Below are 18,779 nucleotides of genomic sequence, written 5' to 3' on the forward strand. Positions count from 1 at the left end.
ATGGTAGGTTGTGTGTATCAAAATAGCTCTCCCACATGAAAATGCAGTGCATGTTGTTCAAGTGGCCTTTTTGGATCAAAACCTAAGTCAATGGCTAAAGGACCAATGGGTGTTTCATAGCGCAGACCAAATCCTCCATCATAATATCCGGCAGTATTGTTTGGAATGTAAGTTTGCCCTATAAAACTATTATCATTAAAAATAACTCCATTGAAATTTTTATAGATGTGAAAACGGTATTCAATAGTGGTTTCAATAATAGAATTAAAACCTACAGGGTTATTATTTGTATCTCTGGGACCTAATAACCTATAACCATAGGCTCTGTTGCTGTTCATCCCCCCTGCAAAAAACCTGTAAGAGTTAGGTACTGATCCGGCATATGTATGTAGGGAGCCTATCTTTATTTTTGTTGCTAAAATATTGGTTTGGAGGGGCAAAATATACCCTCCGCTTATAAGGGCTTTATAGTAGGTCGCATTTGAAATTACATTTAAATATGAACCTTGCAGCTGCGTATCTAAAAAAAAGCCTTTTGAAGGATTTAAGATTTTGTCTCTTTTATCATATTTCCAGCTTAGTTTTGGTGAGAGTAAAATCAAATTTTTATTAGGAAAAAGAATTTTGTCTGTACTCGCATAACTATGTGAAGTATCTATAATAAGAGCTTCCTGCAGCCAGTTAAATTCATCTCTTTGAGAAAAGTATATTTTATCTAAAACGCGACTCTCTTTAAATCCAAAAAAGTCTTCATTTTCAAAATTAAGTTCATTACCAAAGACATTTTTTTGTGCTAGAGGCATTGTAAAATTGAGTTTAACACTCTGTTTGATGTGTGTTACTTTTGTAGTAAAAGAGAATGTTTTTAAATTTCCGTAGAAGTTTCTGTGTTTTATTCCTAGTGAAGCGGCTGCGCCTTCATCACTACTTGCTCCTATACCGATTTGAAAGCGGATTGGTTTTTGCGTCTCTTTTATATTTACAGTGACATTTATATCATCTTGATTATATATCTTACTCTGGAAAACAACTTGGGAGATACCATCATATGCGTAAAGGTTTTTGTAACTCTTTTTAATCTCCAAAGGTGTATATATGCCGCCTTCTTGAAAGTATAAAAGTGATTTGATAATTTTTTTATCAATATCTTTTGGAGTATTGATTTTTATATTTTTAATTTTACAAACTTTATTTGGTATTACTTTGTAGACAAGCGTAGCACTCTCTTTTACTATATCTATGTATGCTTTTGAGTCAAACGCAGCGTTTGCATAGCCATGATTTAGGTATAAAAGTTTTATCTCTTTTTTGCTCTTAATAAATTTTTGGGCATCAAAAATATCTCCAACTTTAAAAGGAATACTATCTTTGAGATTTAACAGTGATTTAATCGTTATTTTTGAAATTTTAACAGGCTCTTTTTCAAAAATATTTAATACGATACGACTTTTTTGTACTTTAGGTGTTATTGATGTATGGTAGTAGCCTTTAGATTTGTAAAAATCTTTTAAAGTCTCAATGGCTATGGGAATTATTTTTGGATTAAGTGTTGGAGCATTTTTATAAAATTCATAGGGGTAGGGCTTGTATAAGTCAAGAACTTCATAGAGCTTTCTATCGTTAAAGTGCTTGTTGTTATGAAAAATAAGGGGAAGACTCTTTGCGTAAACAACTGTGCTTATCAAAAAGAAAAATAGGACTAATGACATTTTCATTATAGGAGTATATCATACTGAAGATAATAAATTGGTGGAGCTGTGGAGAATCGAACTCCAGTCCGAAACCTAGCTACTCCCAACGTCTACATGCTTAGAAAGGTTGTTTTATCTTATCTTGCTTCACACAACCTGCAAAGCTACGCAAGACCAGCCTCTAAGGATTCATTTTAAGTGGAGACACACTTAAAATATATCTAAATGAAGGGTTATACTTCGAAATCCTGCTTATTTAGAATCTGCAGGTGAAGCAGCCCGCCTCTTGCGAGGGGATAAAACTTAAGCTACTGCTAAAGCTGGGCGATAATTTGTATTGTTTGCGTTTAAGCAATTGTGAGCCGTGTAACGGAATTGCTCAGTCCGGCATGCAGTTAGGAGCTACTAAATCCCGTCGAAACCAGGTCAGCCCCAAAATGTTTATACAAATATTAGGTTTATTATATCAAAAATATGGTTTATAGTGTAAATAATTAAATGAAAATGATATAAAAGGTGGTGGCCAATCTCGGAATCGAACCAAGGACACACTGATTTTCAGTCAGTTGCTCTACCGACTGAGCTAATTGGCCACGGTAATTTTGTAAGTAAAAACAAGTAATATCTTTAAAAGGTGGTGGCCAATCTCGGAATCGAACCAAGGACACACTGATTTTCAGTCAGTTGCTCTACCGACTGAGCTAATTGGCCATCTTTTAAAGAGCGAAATTATAGCTAGTGGTTGCTGAAAGCAAACTGATATTACCTTATTTTTAGAGTAATAAGTGCGAGTATATTAGATAAAATCGCAATAATCCAAAAACGGACAATAATTTTATTTTCTGCCCAGTTTTTCATCTCAAAATGGTGGTGAATCGGTGCCATTAAAAATATGCGTTTTTGGCGTAGTTTATAGCTTCCAACCTGCAGTATAACCGAGAGAGTCTCTATGACAAATATAGAACCAATTAAGAGTAGTAATACTTCACTTTTACTAATGATGGAGAGATACCCTAAAAAGGCGCCAATAGTCAGTGAACCACTATCTCCCATGAAAACCTCTGCAGGGTGGCAGTTGTACCATAGGAATCCGCTTAGGGCACCAATGAGTGCACTCGCTATTATGGCAACTTCTCCTACTTGAAAATGTGGCATTAGGAGGTAAGAACTGAGCTTTATATTTCCCGTAATATAAATGATAATGGCAAATGAAGAGAGACCGGCAATAGAAGGAACAGTCGCAAGACCGTCAAGTCCATCTGTTAAATTTACTGCGTTTGAAGCAGCAACCATTACTAATACCCATAAAATAAGTGCAAAATTTCCCATATCAAAGAGAGGATTTTTTACAAATGGAACATATAAATCAGTGTTGAAATTAGCATAAAAACATAAGAAAGAGGCGACTAAAAGTGCAGAAGTGATTTGTAAAAGAAACTTACTCCGTGCTTTAAGACCTGCGAGATTTTCATGTTTTTTAATTTTAGCAAAGTCATCTTGAAAACCGATGAGTGCAAAAAGTGTTAGAGTCAGTAATCCACCAAGTGCATATGCGTTGTTTAATTTTATTGTAAGCAAAGAAGCAAATAGTGTCGCTCCTACAAAAACAACTCCACCCATTGTTGGTGTAGAGACTTTTGCCTGATGACTTTTTGGTGCCCATTCGTTGATTGGCTGGACACTTGATGTCCTCTGCGCCCATCGAATAAACTTTGGCATTAAAAAAAGTGTAATAAAAAGAGCGATAAAAAATGCAAAACCTGCACGAATAGTAATGTAGCCTAAAATGTTGATGTCAAGTAGAGTGTGTAACCAATATAACAATATATATCCTATAAAAACTGAGTCATTTGTAAAATCAAAGTGACATTATAGTATAATCGTAAAACAAATTTACTAATAGGAATAAAATTGAGTAAAAAAGCAATTTTAGTTATTACCGATGGTATTGGTTACAGTGAAAAAACTGAGAACAATGCTTTTTATAAAGCAACAACACCAACATATGACAGACTTTTTAGTGAAGTTCCACATGCGCTAATAGATACATTTGGTTTGAGTGTTGGACTTCCTGAGGGACAGATGGGAAATTCTGAAGTTGGTCATATGACTATTGGAAGTGGACGAATTTTATATCAAGATTTAGTTAAAATATCATTGGCTTTAAAAGATGCTTCTCTTGAAAAGAATGAAGTCTTACAGAGTCTATTTAAAAGTTCTGATAGATTACATCTTATTGGACTTATGAGTGATGGTGGTGTTCATTCGCATATAGAACATTTTATGGGTATTGCTGATATTGCAGCAAAATATGGAAAAAAAGTTTTTCTTCATCTCATTACTGATGGACGAGATGTTTCTCCTACTTCAGCACAAAAATATCTTCAAGAAGTGGATAAACATCTTAATGAAAATGTGCAAATTGCTACTATTTCAGGACGTTTTTACTCTATGGATAGAGATAACCGCTGGGAGAGAATAGAGCGTGGCTACAATGCAATAGTAAACGCAGTGCCAAAAACAGATATGTCGCCTGAAGCTTACATTGGACACTCTTACTCTTTAGGTGAGACAGATGAATTTGTTGAGCCGACTGCATTTGAGGGTTATGATGGTATGAAAGATGAAGATGCTGTGCTTACTATAAACTTTAGAAGTGATAGAATGAGAGAGATGGTAACAGCTATAGCTGATGACTCCTTTACTGCGTTTGAGAGAGCAAATATAAAAGTAAATCTTGCAACAATTACTGAATATGATAAAAGTTTCTCTTATCCTGTAATGTTTAGAAAAGATGTTCCTAAAAATACTTTAGCAGAGGTTATTGCAAAGGCAGGAGTTCGCCAACTGCATACTGCAGAGACTGAAAAATACGCACATGTAACTTTCTTTTTAAATGGTGGTATAGATGAACCTTATGAAAATGAGACACGCGTGCTTATTCCATCTCCAGATGTAAAAACATACGATATGAAACCAGAGATGAGTGCAAAAGAGGTTGGTGAAGCTGTTCTTGATGCAATGGATGCAGAGTATGATTTTGTGGTTGTAAATTTTGCCAATGGCGATATGGTCGGTCACACAGGAGACATAAACGCAGCAATAAAAGCAGTAGAGACTGTAGATGCAGAACTTGGTCTTATTTGGGATAAAGCAAAAGATAAAGGGTATTCACTTGTGATTACATCTGATCATGGAAATTGTGAAGAGATGAAAGATGATGAAGGAAATGTCCTGACAAATCATACCGTAGGTGAGGTTTGGTGCTTTGTAGATGCAGATGGCGTTGAGAAAGTAAATAGTGGCGGACTTAATAACATCGCTCCAACAGTACTAGAGCTGATGGAATTAGAAGTTCCATCTGAAATGGACAAAAGTTTATTGCAGTAAATAAAAAGCAAGCAGTGAAGGGGATTCCCTTCATTTTATAAAATAAAATTAAGGGGTAATTATGAAGTTTAGTGGAAAAAATGTACTTGTCACAGGTGCAAGTCGTGGAATTGGTGCACAGATTGCAAAAACACTTGCAGGTTTTGGTCTAAAAGTATGGATAAACTATAGAAGCGGTGCGGCAGAGGCTGATGCTGTAAAAGATGAAATAGAAGCAAATGCTGGGACGGCTGCTGTAATTGGCTTTGATGTAAGTGATGAGGCTGCGTTTGTAGATGCTGTGAAAACAATAGTAGCAAGTGATGGAGAGCTTTCATATATGGTAAATAATGCTGGAATTACAAATGATAAACTTGCTCTTCGTATGAAAGTTGATGATTTTATGTCTGTAATTAATGCAAACCTTACATCCACTTTTATTGGTTGTCGTGAATCTATGAAAGTGATGCGAAAGAAAAAATTTGGTGCAGTTGTGAATATTGCATCAATTGTTGGAGAGACTGGAAATGGTGGTCAAACAAACTATGCTGCCAGTAAAGGTGGAACAATTGCTATGACAAAATCATTTGCAATTGAAGCGGCTACAAGCGGTATTCGTTTCAATACTGTGACACCAGGTTTCATCGCAACAGAGATGACAGAAGTATTAAGTGATGAGGTTAAAGAGTCATTTACCTCTAAAATTCCTATGAAGCGCTTTGGCAATCCAAGTGAAGTTGCAGAAGCTACTGCTTTCTTACTTTCTGATTATGCTAGTTATATTACTGGAGAAACTTTAAAAGTAAATGGTGGAATGAATATGGCATAAATTAAGATTATTATGCTACAATTACGAGATTTTAAACTTAAAAACAGGAGCTATAATGGCACTTTTAGACGATATCAAAGAAGTAGTAGTAGAACAATTAAGCGTTAACCCAGACGAAGTTAAAGAAGACGCAAAATTCGTAGAAGATTTAGGTGCAGACAGCCTTGACGTAGTTGAATTAGTAATGGCGCTTGAAGAGAAATTCGATATTGAAATTCCTGATGATGAAGCTGAAAAAATTCAAACTGTGCAAGACGTTGTTAACTATATAGAAAGCAAATAGTCTATTTTACTTCCAAAGAGTGAGTTTCTCTTTGGTTGAAAATATTTTTGGTGGCTAATTTGTAAAAATTGGCTTTTAAAAGTATTTATATTTTATATTATGATGGAGAGAAGTGAATGAGAAGAGTAGTAGTAACTGGTTTAGGAATGATAAATTCTGTTGGTAATGATAAAGAAAGCGCATTCAAAGCGATGTGTGAGGGTGAATGCGGTATCGATACTATCACTCTTTTTGATCCAGAAAAATATAGTGTTCAAATAGCTGGAGAAGTAAAAGATTTTGATCCTGCAACTGTTATGGCTCCAAAAGAGGTTAAAAAAGCAGATAGATTTATTCATTTAGGTCTTAAAGCTGCCAAAGAAGCTATGGAAGATGCTAATATTGGTGACGATGTAGATATGGAAAGATTTGGTGTAAGTGCTGCATCTGGTATAGGTGGACTTCCTTCAATTGAGAAAAACTCAATTATATTAGCTACAAAAGGTCCTCGAAGAATCTCTCCATTTTTCATCCCTGGTGCACTTGTAAATATGCTTGGTGGATTTGTTTCAATTGCACATGGTACAAAAGGTCCAAATCTTTCTAGTGTAACTGCTTGTGCGGCAGGAACACACTCTATAAATGAAGCTGTTAAAACTATCATGTGTAATGGTGCAGAGAGAATGTTAGTAGTTGCTGCAGAATCTGCTATTACAGGTGCTGGAGTTGGTGGTTTTGCTGCTATGAAAGCACTTTCCACTAGAAATGATGACCCAAAACACTCTTCTCGTCCATTTGATGCAGACCGTGATGGTTTTGTGATGGGAGAGGGAGCAGGCGCATTAGTACTTGAAGAGTATGAAGCTGCTGTTGCGCGCGGTGCAAATATATATGGTGAGATTATAGGTTTTGGTGAGAGCGGTGATGCAAATCACATCACCACACCATCTCTTGATGGCCCATCTCGTGCTATGAAAGCAGCATATAAAATGGCGGGTGAACCAAAACTTGACTATGTCAATGCACATGGTACTTCTACTGCTATCAATGATAAAAATGAAACGCTTGCACTTAAAGCACTTCTTGGTTCAAAAGAGAACTGTCCTCCAATGAGCTCAATTAAAGGTCAAATTGGTCACTGTCTTGGTGCTGCTGGTGGTATTGAAGCGGTAACATGCTTAATGGCTATGAGAGATGGAATTATTCCTCCTACTATCAATTTTGAAAAAGCTGATGAGAATTGTGATTTAGATTATGTTACAGAGGGTGCTAGAAAAGCAGAGTTAAATGTTGTTATGTCAAATTCATTTGGATTTGGTGGAACAAATGGTGTTGTTATTTTCAAAAAAATCTAGAGCAATAAGGATTTAATTTGGCTACATACTTAGATTTCGAACATAAGATTAAGTTTATTCAAGAAGATATAGTTTCTGCACATGTGCGTCATGATGAAGTTGCTGCTGAAGAGTTGAATAAAAAGTTAGACAAAGAAGTCACAAAAATTTATAAGAATCTTTCAGATTTTCAAAAGCTTCAGTTGGCACGCCATCTTGATCGTCCTTATTCATTGGATTATATAAATCTTATAATGAGAGATAAGTATGAAATTCATGGAGATAGACATTTCCGTGATGATCCTGCAATTCTTTGTTATATGGGTTATATTGGTGATGAAAAAGTCATGGTTATTGGTGAGCAAAAAGGGCGTGGTACTAAAAATAAACTTAAAAGAAATTTTGGTATGCCACATCCTGAAGGCTATAGAAAAGCTTTACGTGCTGCAAAACTTGCTGAAAAATTTGGTATTCCAGTTTTTATGCTTGTGGATACTCCGGGTGCATATCCTGGGATTGGCGCTGAAGAGAGAAATCAGAGTGAGGCGATTGCAAGAAATTTACTTGAATTTGCAGAGCTTAAAATTCCTACTATTTCAGTAGTAATAGGAGAAGGTGGTTCTGGTGGTGCTTTAGCAATTGGCGTTGCTGATAAATTTGCAATGATGCGTTACTCTATTTTTAGTATTATTTCTCCAGAAGGTTGTGCAGCAATTCTTTGGAATGATCCTAAAAAAGTTGAAACAGCAACAAATGCTTTAAAAATTACGAGTGGTGATTTAAAAGAGCTTGATTTGATTGACGATGTTATTGATGAACCTCTTATTGGTGCACATCGTGAGAAAGAAAAAGCTGCTGAAGTTTTAAAACAGTACTTTTTAGATGAAGTGAAAAAGCTTAAAGCAATGACTCTTGAAGAGAGAATGGATGCACGTTACGCGAAGCTCACTAAGCCAGGTAAGTTTAAAGATAGCGCTGATGAACCAGAGAGTACATCTTTGCTTGATAACTTTTTAAAATCAAAAAATGATAAAGAAGAAGTGAAAGAAAAAGAAGAGGTTAAATCTTAATCTTCTTCTACTTTTAAAAGAGGATCAAATTTAGGACGTTTATGTCTTGGAGCCTCTTTTGAAAATCTTACCAAATCTTCTACACTTTTTATCTCCTCAGGTATATTTTCTAAACTTAGTAAAAAAAGTCCATACGTTGTCATGACATCACTCATCGCTCTATGGTGTCTTGGATTTGGATTGAGGTGTAATGTGTCATTTAGATAGGAGAGTGCATATCTATATGAAGTAATGGTTCTCTCAGCTAAAGCAAGAGAGCAAAGACTTCTATTTAAAAGGGGTGCAAAGCCTATTTTTTGCAAACTTTTAGAGATAAATCCGTAATCAAATTTCACATCATGGGCTACAAAGACAGCATCTCCTAAAAAAAGTTTAAATTCTATAAGTACCTCTTTTAGTTTTGGTGCATCTTTTGTGTCAGATACTTTAATTCCTGTAAGTTCAGTTATATGGGGGTTTATCTCAGCTGTTTGTACTAAACTTTCAAATCTATCAATGATTTTTCCATTTTTTACTTTTATTGCTGCGAGTTCAATTATTTGATGCTTTTCTATTTTTGAACCATTTGTTTCAATATCTACAATACAAAATTCTGCTTCGTTTATATCTATAAATGCTGTATTAAAGAAAAAAGATCCATGCTCTTTTCTAACATCAAGACCCTGTGCTCTCCAAAGTTCAAGTGTTATATCTAGCTCTTCATTAATTTGATCTTTCAGTGTTTTAAGAGAAAGTCCTTTTTTTGAGAGTCTTGAGAGACTTTTTGCATCAAGTCCTATATCTTTACTTAGCATTGTTTATAAACTCTTTAACTTTTTGTGCATCTTTTTTTCCAGCTGAAGACTCAACGCTACTACTAACATCAAAAGCATAAAAATTATATTTTTTTAACTCTAAAATATTTTGAGGATTAAGTCCTCCTGCCAAGATGATTTTTGAGCAATCAATATTGTCGAACCATTCGATGTTGAGACGCTTTCCTGTTCCACCATAAGCTTCACAATAGGCATCTACCAACCTGTATTCATCACTGTATTTTAAAATATCGTCTCTATTTTTGGCACGAATAACTTTTAGATAGGAAATTTCAAGCTTATTGTATAGATTTTCATCTGCATCAAAATGAATTTGAGCCAGTGTTGCACCTGTATAACGGCATATTTCATTTATAAACGCAGCATCTACATTTACAAAAAGTGCAACTTTCTCAACAAATGGTGGCAATCTTTTAATGATCTTTTTTGCTTCTTGGGGAGTAAGATAGCGAGGAGATTTTTCATAAAAGACAAAACCAAGTGCATTTGCTCCAGTATTAATGGCTAGCATTGCATCTTCGTAGGAAGTAATGCCACAGATTTTACAACGCATTAAATTTGTAAACTCTCAATGGCTTCTTTTCTATTTTTATGTTTAAAAACATAACTTCCTGCAACAACAACATCAACACCTGCCTCTTTTAGTAGTTGGATATTTTTGTCACTAACCCCTCCATCGACTTCAATAAGACACTCAGGATTAATTTTATCTATCATTTTTCGCAATTTTTTTGCTTTTGGAATAACAGTATCGATAAAACTCTGTCCTCCAAACCCGGGATTAACACTCATAAGAAGCACCATATCTAAAAATTCTAAAAGATACTCTAACTCTTCAGGACGGGAGTTTGGATTGAGCACAATGGAAGGTTTAATACCATAAGAGCGGATTTGTTGAATAACTCTATGAGGGTGTTTTTCAGATTCAATATGAAAAGATATATATTCTGGTTTAAGGGGTGCAAACAAATCAACAAAAAAGCTGTTGTTCTCGACCATTAAATGTACGTCTAATGGTTTTGTAGCTGCCTTAGCAACAGCAGATACAACTACTGGTCCAATAGTAAGATTTGGTACAAAATGTCCATCCATTACATCAACATGTACTAAATCACATCCTGATTCACATATTTCCTGGACATCACGCTGTAAATTTCCAAAGTCAGCAGAGAGAATACTAGGCGCTACTTTCATATATTTTTCCTTCTTAAATAGTAGTAAATTATGTGCGCATTATACACAGAGGATACTTTTATCTTGTTAAGAAAAAGAGAAATTTATCATTATCAAAAGAGAGATCAACTTGAACTCCTTTTTTATCTCCTGCTATTTCTAAAAGTCCTTGGACATTTCTATATGTTCGTGGTAGCGTAATATCAACATGTACATTTTCATCTGAGAGAAGTGTTTTTATTTTTCCTCCAACAATGTTTACCAGTTCAGCAAGGGTGTCTAAAATCAATTCTATATCATCAGTGCTCTCTCCAATCAGAAGTTCACATGATTTTTTTGCTATATCAATAGGAAAAACAAGCATTACCATGCCATCAATATCTCCGTAAAAGCCAATTGAACTTGCTATCTTATTTTCTGGGTTTTCAATTTTGATTTTATCTACATTTGCAGCTTCTTTGATTGCCTGTGCATTTGTCATCATCTCTATGGTTGCCACAGTTGCATCAATAAAATTCGCTAGTTCTGAAACGACTACTTTATTTAGTGGACGTTTGTTCTTTGCTCCCGCTGCACTGCTCGCCCCAAGTTCATCAAGTAGCTCTTTATTCTCTAAAATGTCATTCATCTGCTCAAAAAACATTATACCCGCATCTTCAAGCGTCTCTTTAAAGGTCATAGGAGTTTTTTCAAAGGTCATACCCACAAAACAGATAGTAGCATTATATTCTGCAGCAGCAGAGGCTAGTTTTGAAAAAAAGTTCAGTGCATGAACATTCATGCTTACTACTTTATAAGCATCAAAAATGAAGAGTCTGAAACCTACATTGAGAGAATTGTTATGATAGGCAATATTAAAAGTATTTCCTATTTCAGCATCAAGAAATGAAGAGAGGGTATATATGATGGCATTGCCTGTTACTCGTGTTGCTACTTGTTGCCCCATTTGCCCTAAATATGATTCATCTATAATTACATCGTAAGCATCTTTGTTTTTTGCTTTTTCTAAAAACTCCTCTTTTGATTGAGCGACTACTGGATTATGTCCATTGTCATGCAGTTCAATGGCAATTGCTGCTCTTTGCGATTTATCATCACTATATAGAAGTATATTTTTTGATTGATTTTTATAGCTATTAGAGAAAAGATTTGCAATCTCTTGTGTCTTAAAAAGTGAAAATGTCATATCATCTTTGTAAAGCTTTTGTATCGCTTGATATTTTTTTGTATCATAATCACAAAAACCTACAATAATATGGTTTGCACTGCGCACCTTATTAAACATTTTTATAAAAGTGTCAAGCCCATTACGATTAAAAAATATTACCTTTTTAAGGGAAACCAATATAATGTCTGTATTGCTTTTTAGTGTTGCGTTTATGTCATCTATGCTTAAAAGTGCTGTGCTTGAGTTGCCATCTAAAAAACCTTGTGGATGAAAAACACCTATACCATTTTTCACTACTGCTCTCATGAAATCTCCATTAGTTTTGCAAAATCATCATATATCTCTTGCACATACTCTATTTGAAAATCTATAAAATCATTGAGTCCTGCGTTTATATACTCAGGTTTTGAAAGTGTAAAAAATAGCAATAGATGCATCCATTTTCCAAGTCTGTTTATCTGTTCATCTTCTGATGGTTTAAGACCGCTAGAAGCCTGCACAATTTGGGCACTTTTTTCACCCATATTCCATTTGCTAGCTATTATTTGGCAGATGTCAAAAAGATCTAAATTACAGAGTCTTTTAAGTATAGTATTGAGATCAATCTCATTTACACTCCGAAGGAGCTTTACATCATCAAGTTTTTCACAAAAAAGTGCTTCGGAGACAATAATACTAGCAGGGAGTAGGGTAATGGCATTTTGAATATCTTTATCAGTGATATTAAGATGTTCTAAAATCATTTGCCATTTTATTGAAAGCTCTGCTTGTAGGTCATAAAAGGAGCTTCTATTGAGCGTAAATAGTTGCCACTTTGCAGGAGATAAAAGTGAAATCATATAGTTATAAACCGCTTGTTGTGAACGCTCAACACCTAAAATTCCAAAGATTTGCGAAACATCCTCTACCTTATTTCTAAATCCAAAAATTGGTTTATTTACAAGTTCTATAAGGTAAGCACTGAGTGCCAAATCTTTTTGGGCACTGCGAGCGGCTTTTGTTAACTCTTCTTGTTTAAGGTAAAGTACGGTCTGTTGCAGCGCCTGCGGCGTTGGAGGAATTTTTTGAATATATGCATCGACTTTTTCTCTTGTAATCAAATGATTCCTTTTTGTAGAGTAAGATTATTTTGTATTCTAACTATATAAGTATAAAATGAATATAAATTGTTCTAGTAAGAGCAAATTAAATTGGCTTAAGTTGAAGTTTTGCTTTTATTTGATACAATTCGCAACTTTAAATATCATTCAAGGATACTCAAATGGCAAGAAGATGTGCTATTAGTGGCAAGGGCCCTATGAGTGGGAACAATGTTTCTCATGCAAAAAACAGAACAAAACGTCGTTTTTTATTAAACTTAAGAACAGTTCGTATTACATTAGAAGATGGTACAACTAAAAAAATTAAGATTTCTGCAAAAGAGTTACGTACACTTAAAAAGAATTCATAATTTAAGGAGTAGTTTTGAATCTCTTAGAGAAGATTCGTAACTTCCTTAACTGGGAGACACCTCCCAAACCTGACAAAAAACTTCTACCTGAAGTTTACCCTCTTTTAAAACCTTTTCGATTACCTCTTATTTTAACTGTTTTAGTAATGCTTATCGGTACAGCCGGTTATGTTATAATTGATAACTTTAGTGTGATGGATGCAATCTATCAAACAGCTATTACTTTTACAACTGTAGGATTTGGAGAGATTGCTCCCATATCAGATACAGGTAGAATTTTTACAATAAATCTGATTATTGCCGGTTTTGCTGTTTTTTCAAGTGCAATTGGTATTATGGTAAATGAGTTAAATAAAGGGCATATTGTTGCCGCATTCAAGGAGAGAAGAATGCTTTATAAAATTGCAAGACTTAAGAATCATTATGTTGTGTGTTATCATAATGATTACACCATAGAAGTAACAAAGCAGTTGCGTCAAAATCATATTCCCTTTATTGTTATTGACCCAAGAAAAGAGATAGAGGAGTGGGCACAAGAGTATAAGTATCCATACTATTTAGAAGCAGAACCACATGCAGAACGTGCAATGTTAAAGGCTCATCTCTCTTCCGCAAAAGGGCTTATAACACTCTCTGATTCTATTGCGGACAATATCGCGCTCATTGCTTCTGTTAGGCTGTTTGAAAAAGAGCACCTTCTGCCGCGCCCTTACTATGTGATTTCATCTGCTCAAAGTGTAAGTGATGTTGAAAAACTTAAAAAACTCGGTGCAGATACAGTGGTTTCACCTACAAAACTTACTGCACAAAGAGTAAGTGCTATGGCGGCAAGACCTGATATGGAAAATTTGCTTGAAGAGTTTTTATATAAAAATGATAATCCTCTTGATATGCAGGAAATTGTTATCCCTAGATACAGTTGGGCAGTACTTAAAAAACTTAAAGAGACACATATTCGTGAAATTGCCAACACCTCGGTTGTTGGAATTACAAACAAAGAGGGGAAGTTCCAAAGTATGCCAAAAGGGGATACTCTGGTGAGTAGTGAATCAAAACTTTTAGTTATTGGGACACAAAAAGGAATAAAAATTACAAAAGATTTACTCTCTAAAAGAGTAAAACCTAAGGAGTTGAAATTTGTATAAGTTAACAAAAATAGATGGTGGCGTATGTGCTGCTGATGGTTTTTATGCGGATGGTGTGAGTGCAGGTCTTAAAGCAGCTAATGCTAAAGATATGGCATTTATATATAGTGAAAAAGAGTGTGCAATAGCAGCAACATTTACTACAAATAAGATGGCAGCAGCACCTATTAGACACTTTCAAAATAGAGGTGAATTTCAGACAAATTTTGTGTTTATAAACTCAAAAAATGCAAATGCTATGACTGGTAAAGCAGGTATTGATGACATCGAAGAGATTTTAGCAACACTTCCTGCAGCTGTCTCAAACGCGGTAATGAGTTCCACGGGTGTTATTGGTGTGAGAGTGCCAAAAGAGAAGCTTATAGCTGGAGCAAAGCTTCTTGATTTGAGCAAACGTGAGCCAAACGCAGCGGCAGAGGCCATTATGACTACCGATACTTTTTCAAAACAGATTGCTTATAGAGTAGAACTTGCAGACGGTAGCAGCTTTCATATTGGGGCAATGGCAAAGGGTGCGGGAATGATTAATCCTGCAATGGCTACGATGCTCTGTTTTATTACAACTGATGCAGATGTTAGCAAAGAGGAGATGCAAAAACACCTTGATAAAAATATTGCTTTTACTTTTAATGCAGCAAGTGTAGATGGTGACACCTCTACAAATGATACCGTGATGCTACTCTCAAATGCAAAAAGTGGAGCTTATAATGCAGCTGCGTTTAGTGATGTTCTTTATAACATTATGCGATTTTTAGCGCGTCAAATGGTAAAAGATGGCGAAGGTGCTACAAAACTTGTAACATATGAAGTGAGTGGTGCAAAAGATGACAAAGAGGCTGAAATAGTAGCAAAAGCACTCTCAAACTCACTACTTGTAAAAACTGCACTCTATGGTGAGGATCCAAACTGGGGAAGAATTGCTTCAACAGTTGGAGCGAGTGGGGCAGAGGCATATGAAGAGAAATTAACTATTGCTTTTAATGATTTATGTGTATATAAACAGGGTGAACTGTATTTTGATGCAGCAATGGAGCAAAAGGCTTCAGAAGTTATGAAACTAGATGAGTTTACAATCTATTGTGACCTTGGAATTGCAGATGGAGTATTCACTGCGTTTGGATGTGACTTGGGTTATGAGTATGTAAAGATTAATGCGGATTATAGAACGTAGATTTAATCTACTCTATAATCTTCTTTAAAAGCAACATAGCGTTTTGCCGAGCCATAAAGTTCTGCCACCTCTTCATCGTTAAGTGTGCGCACAACTTTAGCAGGTGCACCAATGATAAGTGAACGGGGAGGAAAGCGTTTGTCTTTTGTAACAAGCGCTCCTGCGCCTACTATGCTCTCTTTTCCAATAACTGCTCCATCTAAAATGGTAGCACTCATTCCTATAAGACAGGCATCTTCGATTGTGCAACCATGAAGCATTACACGGTGCCCGACCGTTACATCATTGCCTATGATGGTTGGATTGCCTGTAGATTTGTCTCCATTTTTGTAGTGTGTGACATGAATCATAGATAAATCTTGAATATTTGTTCTCTCTCCAATAGAGATATAGTGAACATCTCCCCTTACGACACAGCCAAACCAGATAGAACAATCTTTGCCACAAGTGACATCTCCGACAACATCCGCAGAGGGTGCTATCCAACTTTTTTCTCCTATTTTTGGGTGAGTGCCTTTAAATGAATGTAACATAGTAAATCTCCTAACTCTCTATAAAGAGACGCTCTGCAAGTTGTGTTACATAACTTGAGGTCTCTTTGCGTGTTGCTTTTGCAATTTTATTGACATAATCCTCTAGCAATTTATGGTTGTTTATATTTTTCTCACCTTTTTGTGCTTTTACTTTTATATAAGTGCCATCTTTTTGTAGCTCATGAGAGAGGACATTATCTGCACATTGTAGTTTAAGTATCTGAATGATTTTATTTTGTGCGGCTTTATCTTTGATTGCAGTAAGGAGCTCAATGCGTCTTACTAAGTTTCTTGGCATCCAATCTGCACTTGAAATATAGATTTTTGAAGCATCATTTTTAAAGTAAAATGCACGGGCATGTTCGAGATATTTTCCAAGAATGGAGATAACACGAATATTTTCACTCACACCTTCAATTCCCGGCTTTAAGCAACAGATACCACGAACAATAAGATCAATTTTTACACCTGCTTGAGAGGCTTTGTAAAGGGCTCTTATAACATCCTCATCAACAAGTGAGTTCACTTTTGCAATGATTTGACCATTTGTTCCCTGTCTTGTTTCATTATGAATGAGTGAGAGGAGTTTTGGTTTGATCTGTGATGGTGCCATATAGAGTTCGTTGAGCTTGCCTTTTTTACTAAAACCTGTAAGGAAGTGAAAGAAGCGTGTTAAGTCATTTGTAATAGCGTCTTTACTTGTCATATAACTCATATCGGTATAAATTTTAGAAGTAGCAGGGTTGTAGTTTCCTGTTCCTAAGTGTGCATACTGTTTTAGCTTTCCATTTTTTCGGCGTGTAATAAGTGCTGCTTTCGCATGGACTTTAAATCCTTGAATACCGTAGATAACATGCGCACCTGATTTTTCTAAGGCTTTAGCCCAAATAAGGTTATTTTCTTCATCGAACCTTGCTTTAAGCTCAACCATAACTGTTACCTGCTTTCCACTTTCACTTGCATCAATAAGTGCTTTGACGATTGGAGATTTTGTTCCTGAACGGTAGAGTGTCATTTTAATGGAGACGACATCACTGTCTTTTGCAGCACTCTGGATAAGGCTTACAACAGGATCAAAACTATCATAAGGATGATAGAGTAAAACATCTTGTTTTTCTAAAATAGAGAAATAGTCCTCATTGCTATCAAATGGTGGTAGTATCTTTGGCTGGAATGATGGTGCTAAAAGGTGGGCAAAATCTTTGTTTGATACAATTTGCCAAAGACTTGAGAGATTTAAAAATGTGTGAAAGGTATAGATGTCATCTTTGTAAACATGTGCATGGCTATTGAAAAAATTGATAACTTCACTATCTGCATCTGATCCAACTTCAAGTCGTACCATCTCGCCTTTACGTCGAAGCTTTAGACCCTCTTCAAGAATTTCCATAAAGTCATCAGCCTCTTCCTCTTCTATGGCGATGTCAGCATTTCTTGTTACACGAAATGAAGCATACTTTATAAGTGCATACCCAGGAAACAAATCTTCTACATGCTTTTCTACCACACTTTCTATAGGAACATACGTGCCACTTTCAAGTTCTACATATCTATCTAAAACACGAGGTACACGGATGATTCCAAAACGTTCTATATCTTCATTGTCACTATCTCGGAGCTTGACAATAAGACCAAAACTAAGGTTGTTTAGATGAGGGAACGGGTGTGTCGCATCTACAGCAATAGGTATAATTACCGGATATATATTTTCATTAAAATATTGGTTAAGTGTGCGTTTATCTTGGTTGTCTAACTCATCATATGTTTTTACAGAAATTCCATGTGGCTCAAGTTTTTTAAAAATTTCACTTCGGCAGTGTTCAACGACCTGCTGCTCTTGGTGAAGATAGTTTCTAATTTCACGAAGTTGTTGTAGAGGTGTAAGTCTGTCTGCACCTGAGACAATAATGCCAGCTGAAAAGAGTTTTTTCAATCCAGCAACACGAATCATATAAAATTCATCAAGATTTGTACCATAAATTGCTAAAAATTTAAGACGCTCTAAAAGTGGTAACGATTCATCTTGTGCCTGTTTTAGCACTCTTGTGTTAAATTGCAACCATGATATTTCACGGTTTAAATAAAGATTTGGATTTTTTAAATTAAGCATATTTTATGAACCTCTATATGATTTTTTATTTATTATTATACCTAAAATTACTTAATTACTCCCGTGCCCGCGGCATTTGCTGCATGATAAATTGTTATACCGTTCTTCCGTCCATAGTACTCCATAAGCAGTTTTTGTATTGTTGGCTCAATTGAGGGGACAAACCATGCATTGTTGCTGATGGCTATCATATACTTTACATCACCATCATAAAGTTTCTGACAAGTTGCTTCGTAACAGATTGCATTTCTAAATTTTACTCCTTTGATGAGAAAATCAGTTGGCTTTTTGGCTGTTACAAAGTCACTCGCTCCTGCAAAAAAAGTATCGTTTACAAATTTTTTCATAAATGAGGGAAGTGGAATATACTCTCCAAAGGGGACAAGTACCAGTTTTTTTGCAACTTTATATGTTTGATTTTGAAAAAAGTAGGTTACATTGTAGTTGAGATGATTTTCGCGAAGTAGTGAACCTGCAATGATGTCTATATGTTTACTCGCTGCTAGAACTTGTGAGAGTAGAAGAGGGTTCCTATTCATAAAGAGTGGAAAAACAGACTCTGGAAATACAACTAAATCATACCCCTCTTTTGTTGCTTTATCAATTTCGTTAAATATCATATTAACAGTTGGATAGAGGTTTTTTCTTTGCCATTTATC

At 35.4% G+C, this 18,779-nt stretch carries 18 protein-coding genes, 2 tRNA genes and 1 other RNA gene; 8 read left to right on the plus strand and 13 right to left on the minus strand.

Translation table 11 applies throughout. The annotated features are described in order from the left end of the window. Positions 1–17: 17 nt before the first annotated feature. The 5 genes from MV589_RS05575 to mraY form a co-directional block, all read right to left on the minus strand. On the minus strand, positions 18–1,709 hold the full coding sequence (locus MV589_RS05575; RefSeq protein WP_297432870.1) for an autotransporter assembly complex protein TamA: 1,692 nt from the start codon (positions 1,707–1,709) through the stop codon (positions 18–20). 38 nt (positions 1,710–1,747) lie between these two features. Beyond that, positions 1,748–2,125: a transfer-messenger RNA gene (gene ssrA / locus MV589_RS05580) on the minus strand. Positions 2,126–2,208: 83 nt separating this feature from the next. Beyond that, positions 2,209–2,284 (minus strand) — tRNA-Phe (locus tag MV589_RS05585). Positions 2,285–2,326: 42 nt separating this feature from the next. Further along, positions 2,327–2,402: transfer RNA gene (locus tag MV589_RS05590), tRNA-Phe, on the minus strand. 51 nt (positions 2,403–2,453) lie between these two features. Further along, positions 2,454–3,515 carry a phospho-N-acetylmuramoyl-pentapeptide-transferase gene (mraY, locus tag MV589_RS05595; protein ID WP_297432872.1) on the minus strand — a complete coding sequence of 354 codons (1,062 nt, stop codon included), beginning with the start codon at positions 3,513–3,515 and terminating at the stop codon, positions 2,454–2,456. Between the two features lie 87 nt (positions 3,516–3,602). On the opposite strand from mraY, the gene gpmI reads away from it, so the two are divergent. From gpmI to accA, 5 genes are all read left to right on the plus strand, one after another. After that, positions 3,603–5,081 (plus strand): 2,3-bisphosphoglycerate-independent phosphoglycerate mutase, encoded by a 1,479-nt coding sequence (gene gpmI / locus MV589_RS05600; RefSeq protein ID WP_297432875.1) that lies wholly within the window; start codon positions 3,603–3,605, stop codon positions 5,079–5,081. 61 nt (positions 5,082–5,142) lie between these two features. Further along, a complete protein-coding gene (gene fabG, locus MV589_RS05605) occupies positions 5,143–5,889 on the plus strand; it encodes a 3-oxoacyl-ACP reductase FabG (protein WP_297432877.1) in 747 nt (248 codons plus the stop codon). 55 nt (positions 5,890–5,944) lie between these two features. Then, the gene (acpP, locus tag MV589_RS05610) at positions 5,945–6,172 is read left to right on the plus strand and encodes an acyl carrier protein (protein WP_297432879.1); all 228 of its coding nucleotides are present in this window, start codon (positions 5,945–5,947) and stop codon (positions 6,170–6,172) included. Positions 6,173–6,288: 116 nt separating this feature from the next. Further along, positions 6,289–7,506, plus strand: a complete 1,218-nt coding sequence (locus MV589_RS05615) for a beta-ketoacyl-ACP synthase II (RefSeq protein ID WP_297432881.1) — start codon at positions 6,289–6,291, stop codon at positions 7,504–7,506. Positions 7,507–7,523: 17 nt separating this feature from the next. Continuing rightward, the gene (gene accA, locus MV589_RS05620; protein WP_297432883.1) at positions 7,524–8,555 is read left to right on the plus strand and encodes an acetyl-CoA carboxylase carboxyl transferase subunit alpha; all 1,032 of its coding nucleotides are present in this window, start codon (positions 7,524–7,526) and stop codon (positions 8,553–8,555) included. Here accA and MV589_RS05625 read toward each other — a convergent pair. From MV589_RS05625 to MV589_RS05645, 5 genes are read right to left on the minus strand one after another with little or no spacing between them, the layout of a single operon-like run. After that, the gene (locus MV589_RS05625; protein WP_297432885.1) at positions 8,552–9,349 is read right to left on the minus strand and encodes a 3'-5' exonuclease; all 798 of its coding nucleotides are present in this window, start codon (positions 9,347–9,349) and stop codon (positions 8,552–8,554) included. The two genes, accA and MV589_RS05625, sit on opposite strands and share 4 nt — an antisense overlap. Then, complete coding sequence (locus MV589_RS05630; protein ID WP_297432886.1) at positions 9,339–9,923, minus strand: phosphoribosylanthranilate isomerase; 585 nt, start codon at positions 9,921–9,923, stop codon at positions 9,339–9,341. Before MV589_RS05630 ends, MV589_RS05625 begins: the two co-directional genes overlap by 11 nt. Beyond that, entirely contained in the window at positions 9,923–10,564 is a 642-nt protein-coding gene (gene rpe, locus MV589_RS05635; protein ID WP_297432888.1) for a ribulose-phosphate 3-epimerase, read from the minus strand. The genes MV589_RS05630 and rpe overlap by 1 nt, the downstream gene beginning before the upstream one ends. A gap of 58 nt (positions 10,565–10,622) precedes the next feature. Further along, positions 10,623–12,017 carry a chemotaxis protein CheX gene (locus MV589_RS05640; protein WP_297432890.1) on the minus strand — a complete coding sequence of 465 codons (1,395 nt, stop codon included), beginning with the start codon at positions 12,015–12,017 and terminating at the stop codon, positions 10,623–10,625. Next, the gene (locus tag MV589_RS05645) at positions 12,014–12,811 is read right to left on the minus strand and encodes an HDOD domain-containing protein (RefSeq protein WP_297432892.1); all 798 of its coding nucleotides are present in this window, start codon (positions 12,809–12,811) and stop codon (positions 12,014–12,016) included. The genes MV589_RS05640 and MV589_RS05645 overlap by 4 nt, the downstream gene beginning before the upstream one ends. Positions 12,812–12,972: 161 nt before the next feature. On the opposite strand from MV589_RS05645, the gene rpmB reads away from it, so the two are divergent. Genes rpmB through argJ form a run of 3 tightly spaced genes read left to right on the plus strand, consistent with a single transcriptional unit; the run spans position 12,973 to position 15,477 of the window. Further along, a complete protein-coding gene (gene rpmB / locus MV589_RS05650; protein ID WP_021287002.1) occupies positions 12,973–13,161 on the plus strand; it encodes a 50S ribosomal protein L28 in 189 nt (62 codons plus the stop codon). Positions 13,162–13,175: 14 nt separating this feature from the next. After that, complete coding sequence (locus tag MV589_RS05655; RefSeq protein ID WP_297432894.1) at positions 13,176–14,306, plus strand: potassium channel family protein; 1,131 nt, start codon at positions 13,176–13,178, stop codon at positions 14,304–14,306. Beyond that, positions 14,299–15,477 carry a bifunctional glutamate N-acetyltransferase/amino-acid acetyltransferase ArgJ gene (gene argJ, locus MV589_RS05660; RefSeq protein ID WP_297432895.1) on the plus strand — a complete coding sequence of 393 codons (1,179 nt, stop codon included), beginning with the start codon at positions 14,299–14,301 and terminating at the stop codon, positions 15,475–15,477. The genes MV589_RS05655 and argJ overlap by 8 nt, the downstream gene beginning before the upstream one ends. 2 nt (positions 15,478–15,479) lie before the next feature. On the opposite strand, the gene MV589_RS05665 is transcribed toward argJ, so the two are convergent. From MV589_RS05665 to MV589_RS05675, 3 genes are all read right to left on the minus strand, one after another. Next, positions 15,480–16,010 (minus strand): gamma carbonic anhydrase family protein, encoded by a 531-nt coding sequence (locus tag MV589_RS05665; protein WP_297432897.1) that lies wholly within the window; start codon positions 16,008–16,010, stop codon positions 15,480–15,482. 10 nt (positions 16,011–16,020) lie between these two features. Further along, positions 16,021–18,120, minus strand: a complete 2,100-nt coding sequence (locus MV589_RS05670; RefSeq protein WP_297432899.1) for an RNA degradosome polyphosphate kinase — start codon at positions 18,118–18,120, stop codon at positions 16,021–16,023. 47 nt (positions 18,121–18,167) lie between these two features. Next, on the minus strand, positions 18,168–18,779 hold a 612-nt coding region (locus tag MV589_RS05675; protein ID WP_297432901.1), incomplete at its 5' end, for a nitrilase-related carbon-nitrogen hydrolase.

It is taken from the genome of Sulfurimonas sp. (assembly GCF_026991475.1).
Lineage (GTDB): Bacteria > Campylobacterota > Campylobacteria > Campylobacterales > Sulfurimonadaceae > Sulfurimonas.

What these genes read in the sequence shown, in the direction of transcription:
- rpmB (WP_021287002.1), top strand. Translation starts at nt 12,973, where the DNA reads ATGGCAAGAAGATGTGCTATTAGTGGCAAGGGCCCTATGAGTGGGAAC.
- MV589_RS05625 (WP_297432885.1), bottom strand. Translation starts at nt 9,349, where the DNA reads ATGCTAAGTAAAGATATAGGACTTGATGCAAAAAGTCTCTCAAGACTC.
- MV589_RS05615 (WP_297432881.1), top strand. Translation starts at nt 6,289, where the DNA reads ATGAGAAGAGTAGTAGTAACTGGTTTAGGAATGATAAATTCTGTTGGT.
- MV589_RS05670 (WP_297432899.1), bottom strand. Translation starts at nt 18,120, where the DNA reads ATGCTTAATTTAAAAAATCCAAATCTTTATTTAAACCGTGAAATATCA.
- MV589_RS05575 (WP_297432870.1), bottom strand. Translation starts at nt 1,709, where the DNA reads ATGTCATTAGTCCTATTTTTCTTTTTGATAAGCACAGTTGTTTACGCA.
- MV589_RS05665 (WP_297432897.1), bottom strand. Translation starts at nt 16,010, where the DNA reads ATGTTACATTCATTTAAAGGCACTCACCCAAAAATAGGAGAAAAAAGT.
- rpe (WP_297432888.1), bottom strand. Translation starts at nt 10,564, where the DNA reads ATGAAAGTAGCGCCTAGTATTCTCTCTGCTGACTTTGGAAATTTACAG.
- acpP (WP_297432879.1), top strand. Translation starts at nt 5,945, where the DNA reads ATGGCACTTTTAGACGATATCAAAGAAGTAGTAGTAGAACAATTAAGC.
- fabG (WP_297432877.1), top strand. Translation starts at nt 5,143, where the DNA reads ATGAAGTTTAGTGGAAAAAATGTACTTGTCACAGGTGCAAGTCGTGGA.
- MV589_RS05630 (WP_297432886.1), bottom strand. Translation starts at nt 9,923, where the DNA reads ATGCGTTGTAAAATCTGTGGCATTACTTCCTACGAAGATGCAATGCTA.
- MV589_RS05640 (WP_297432890.1), bottom strand. Translation starts at nt 12,017, where the DNA reads ATGAGAGCAGTAGTGAAAAATGGTATAGGTGTTTTTCATCCACAAGGT.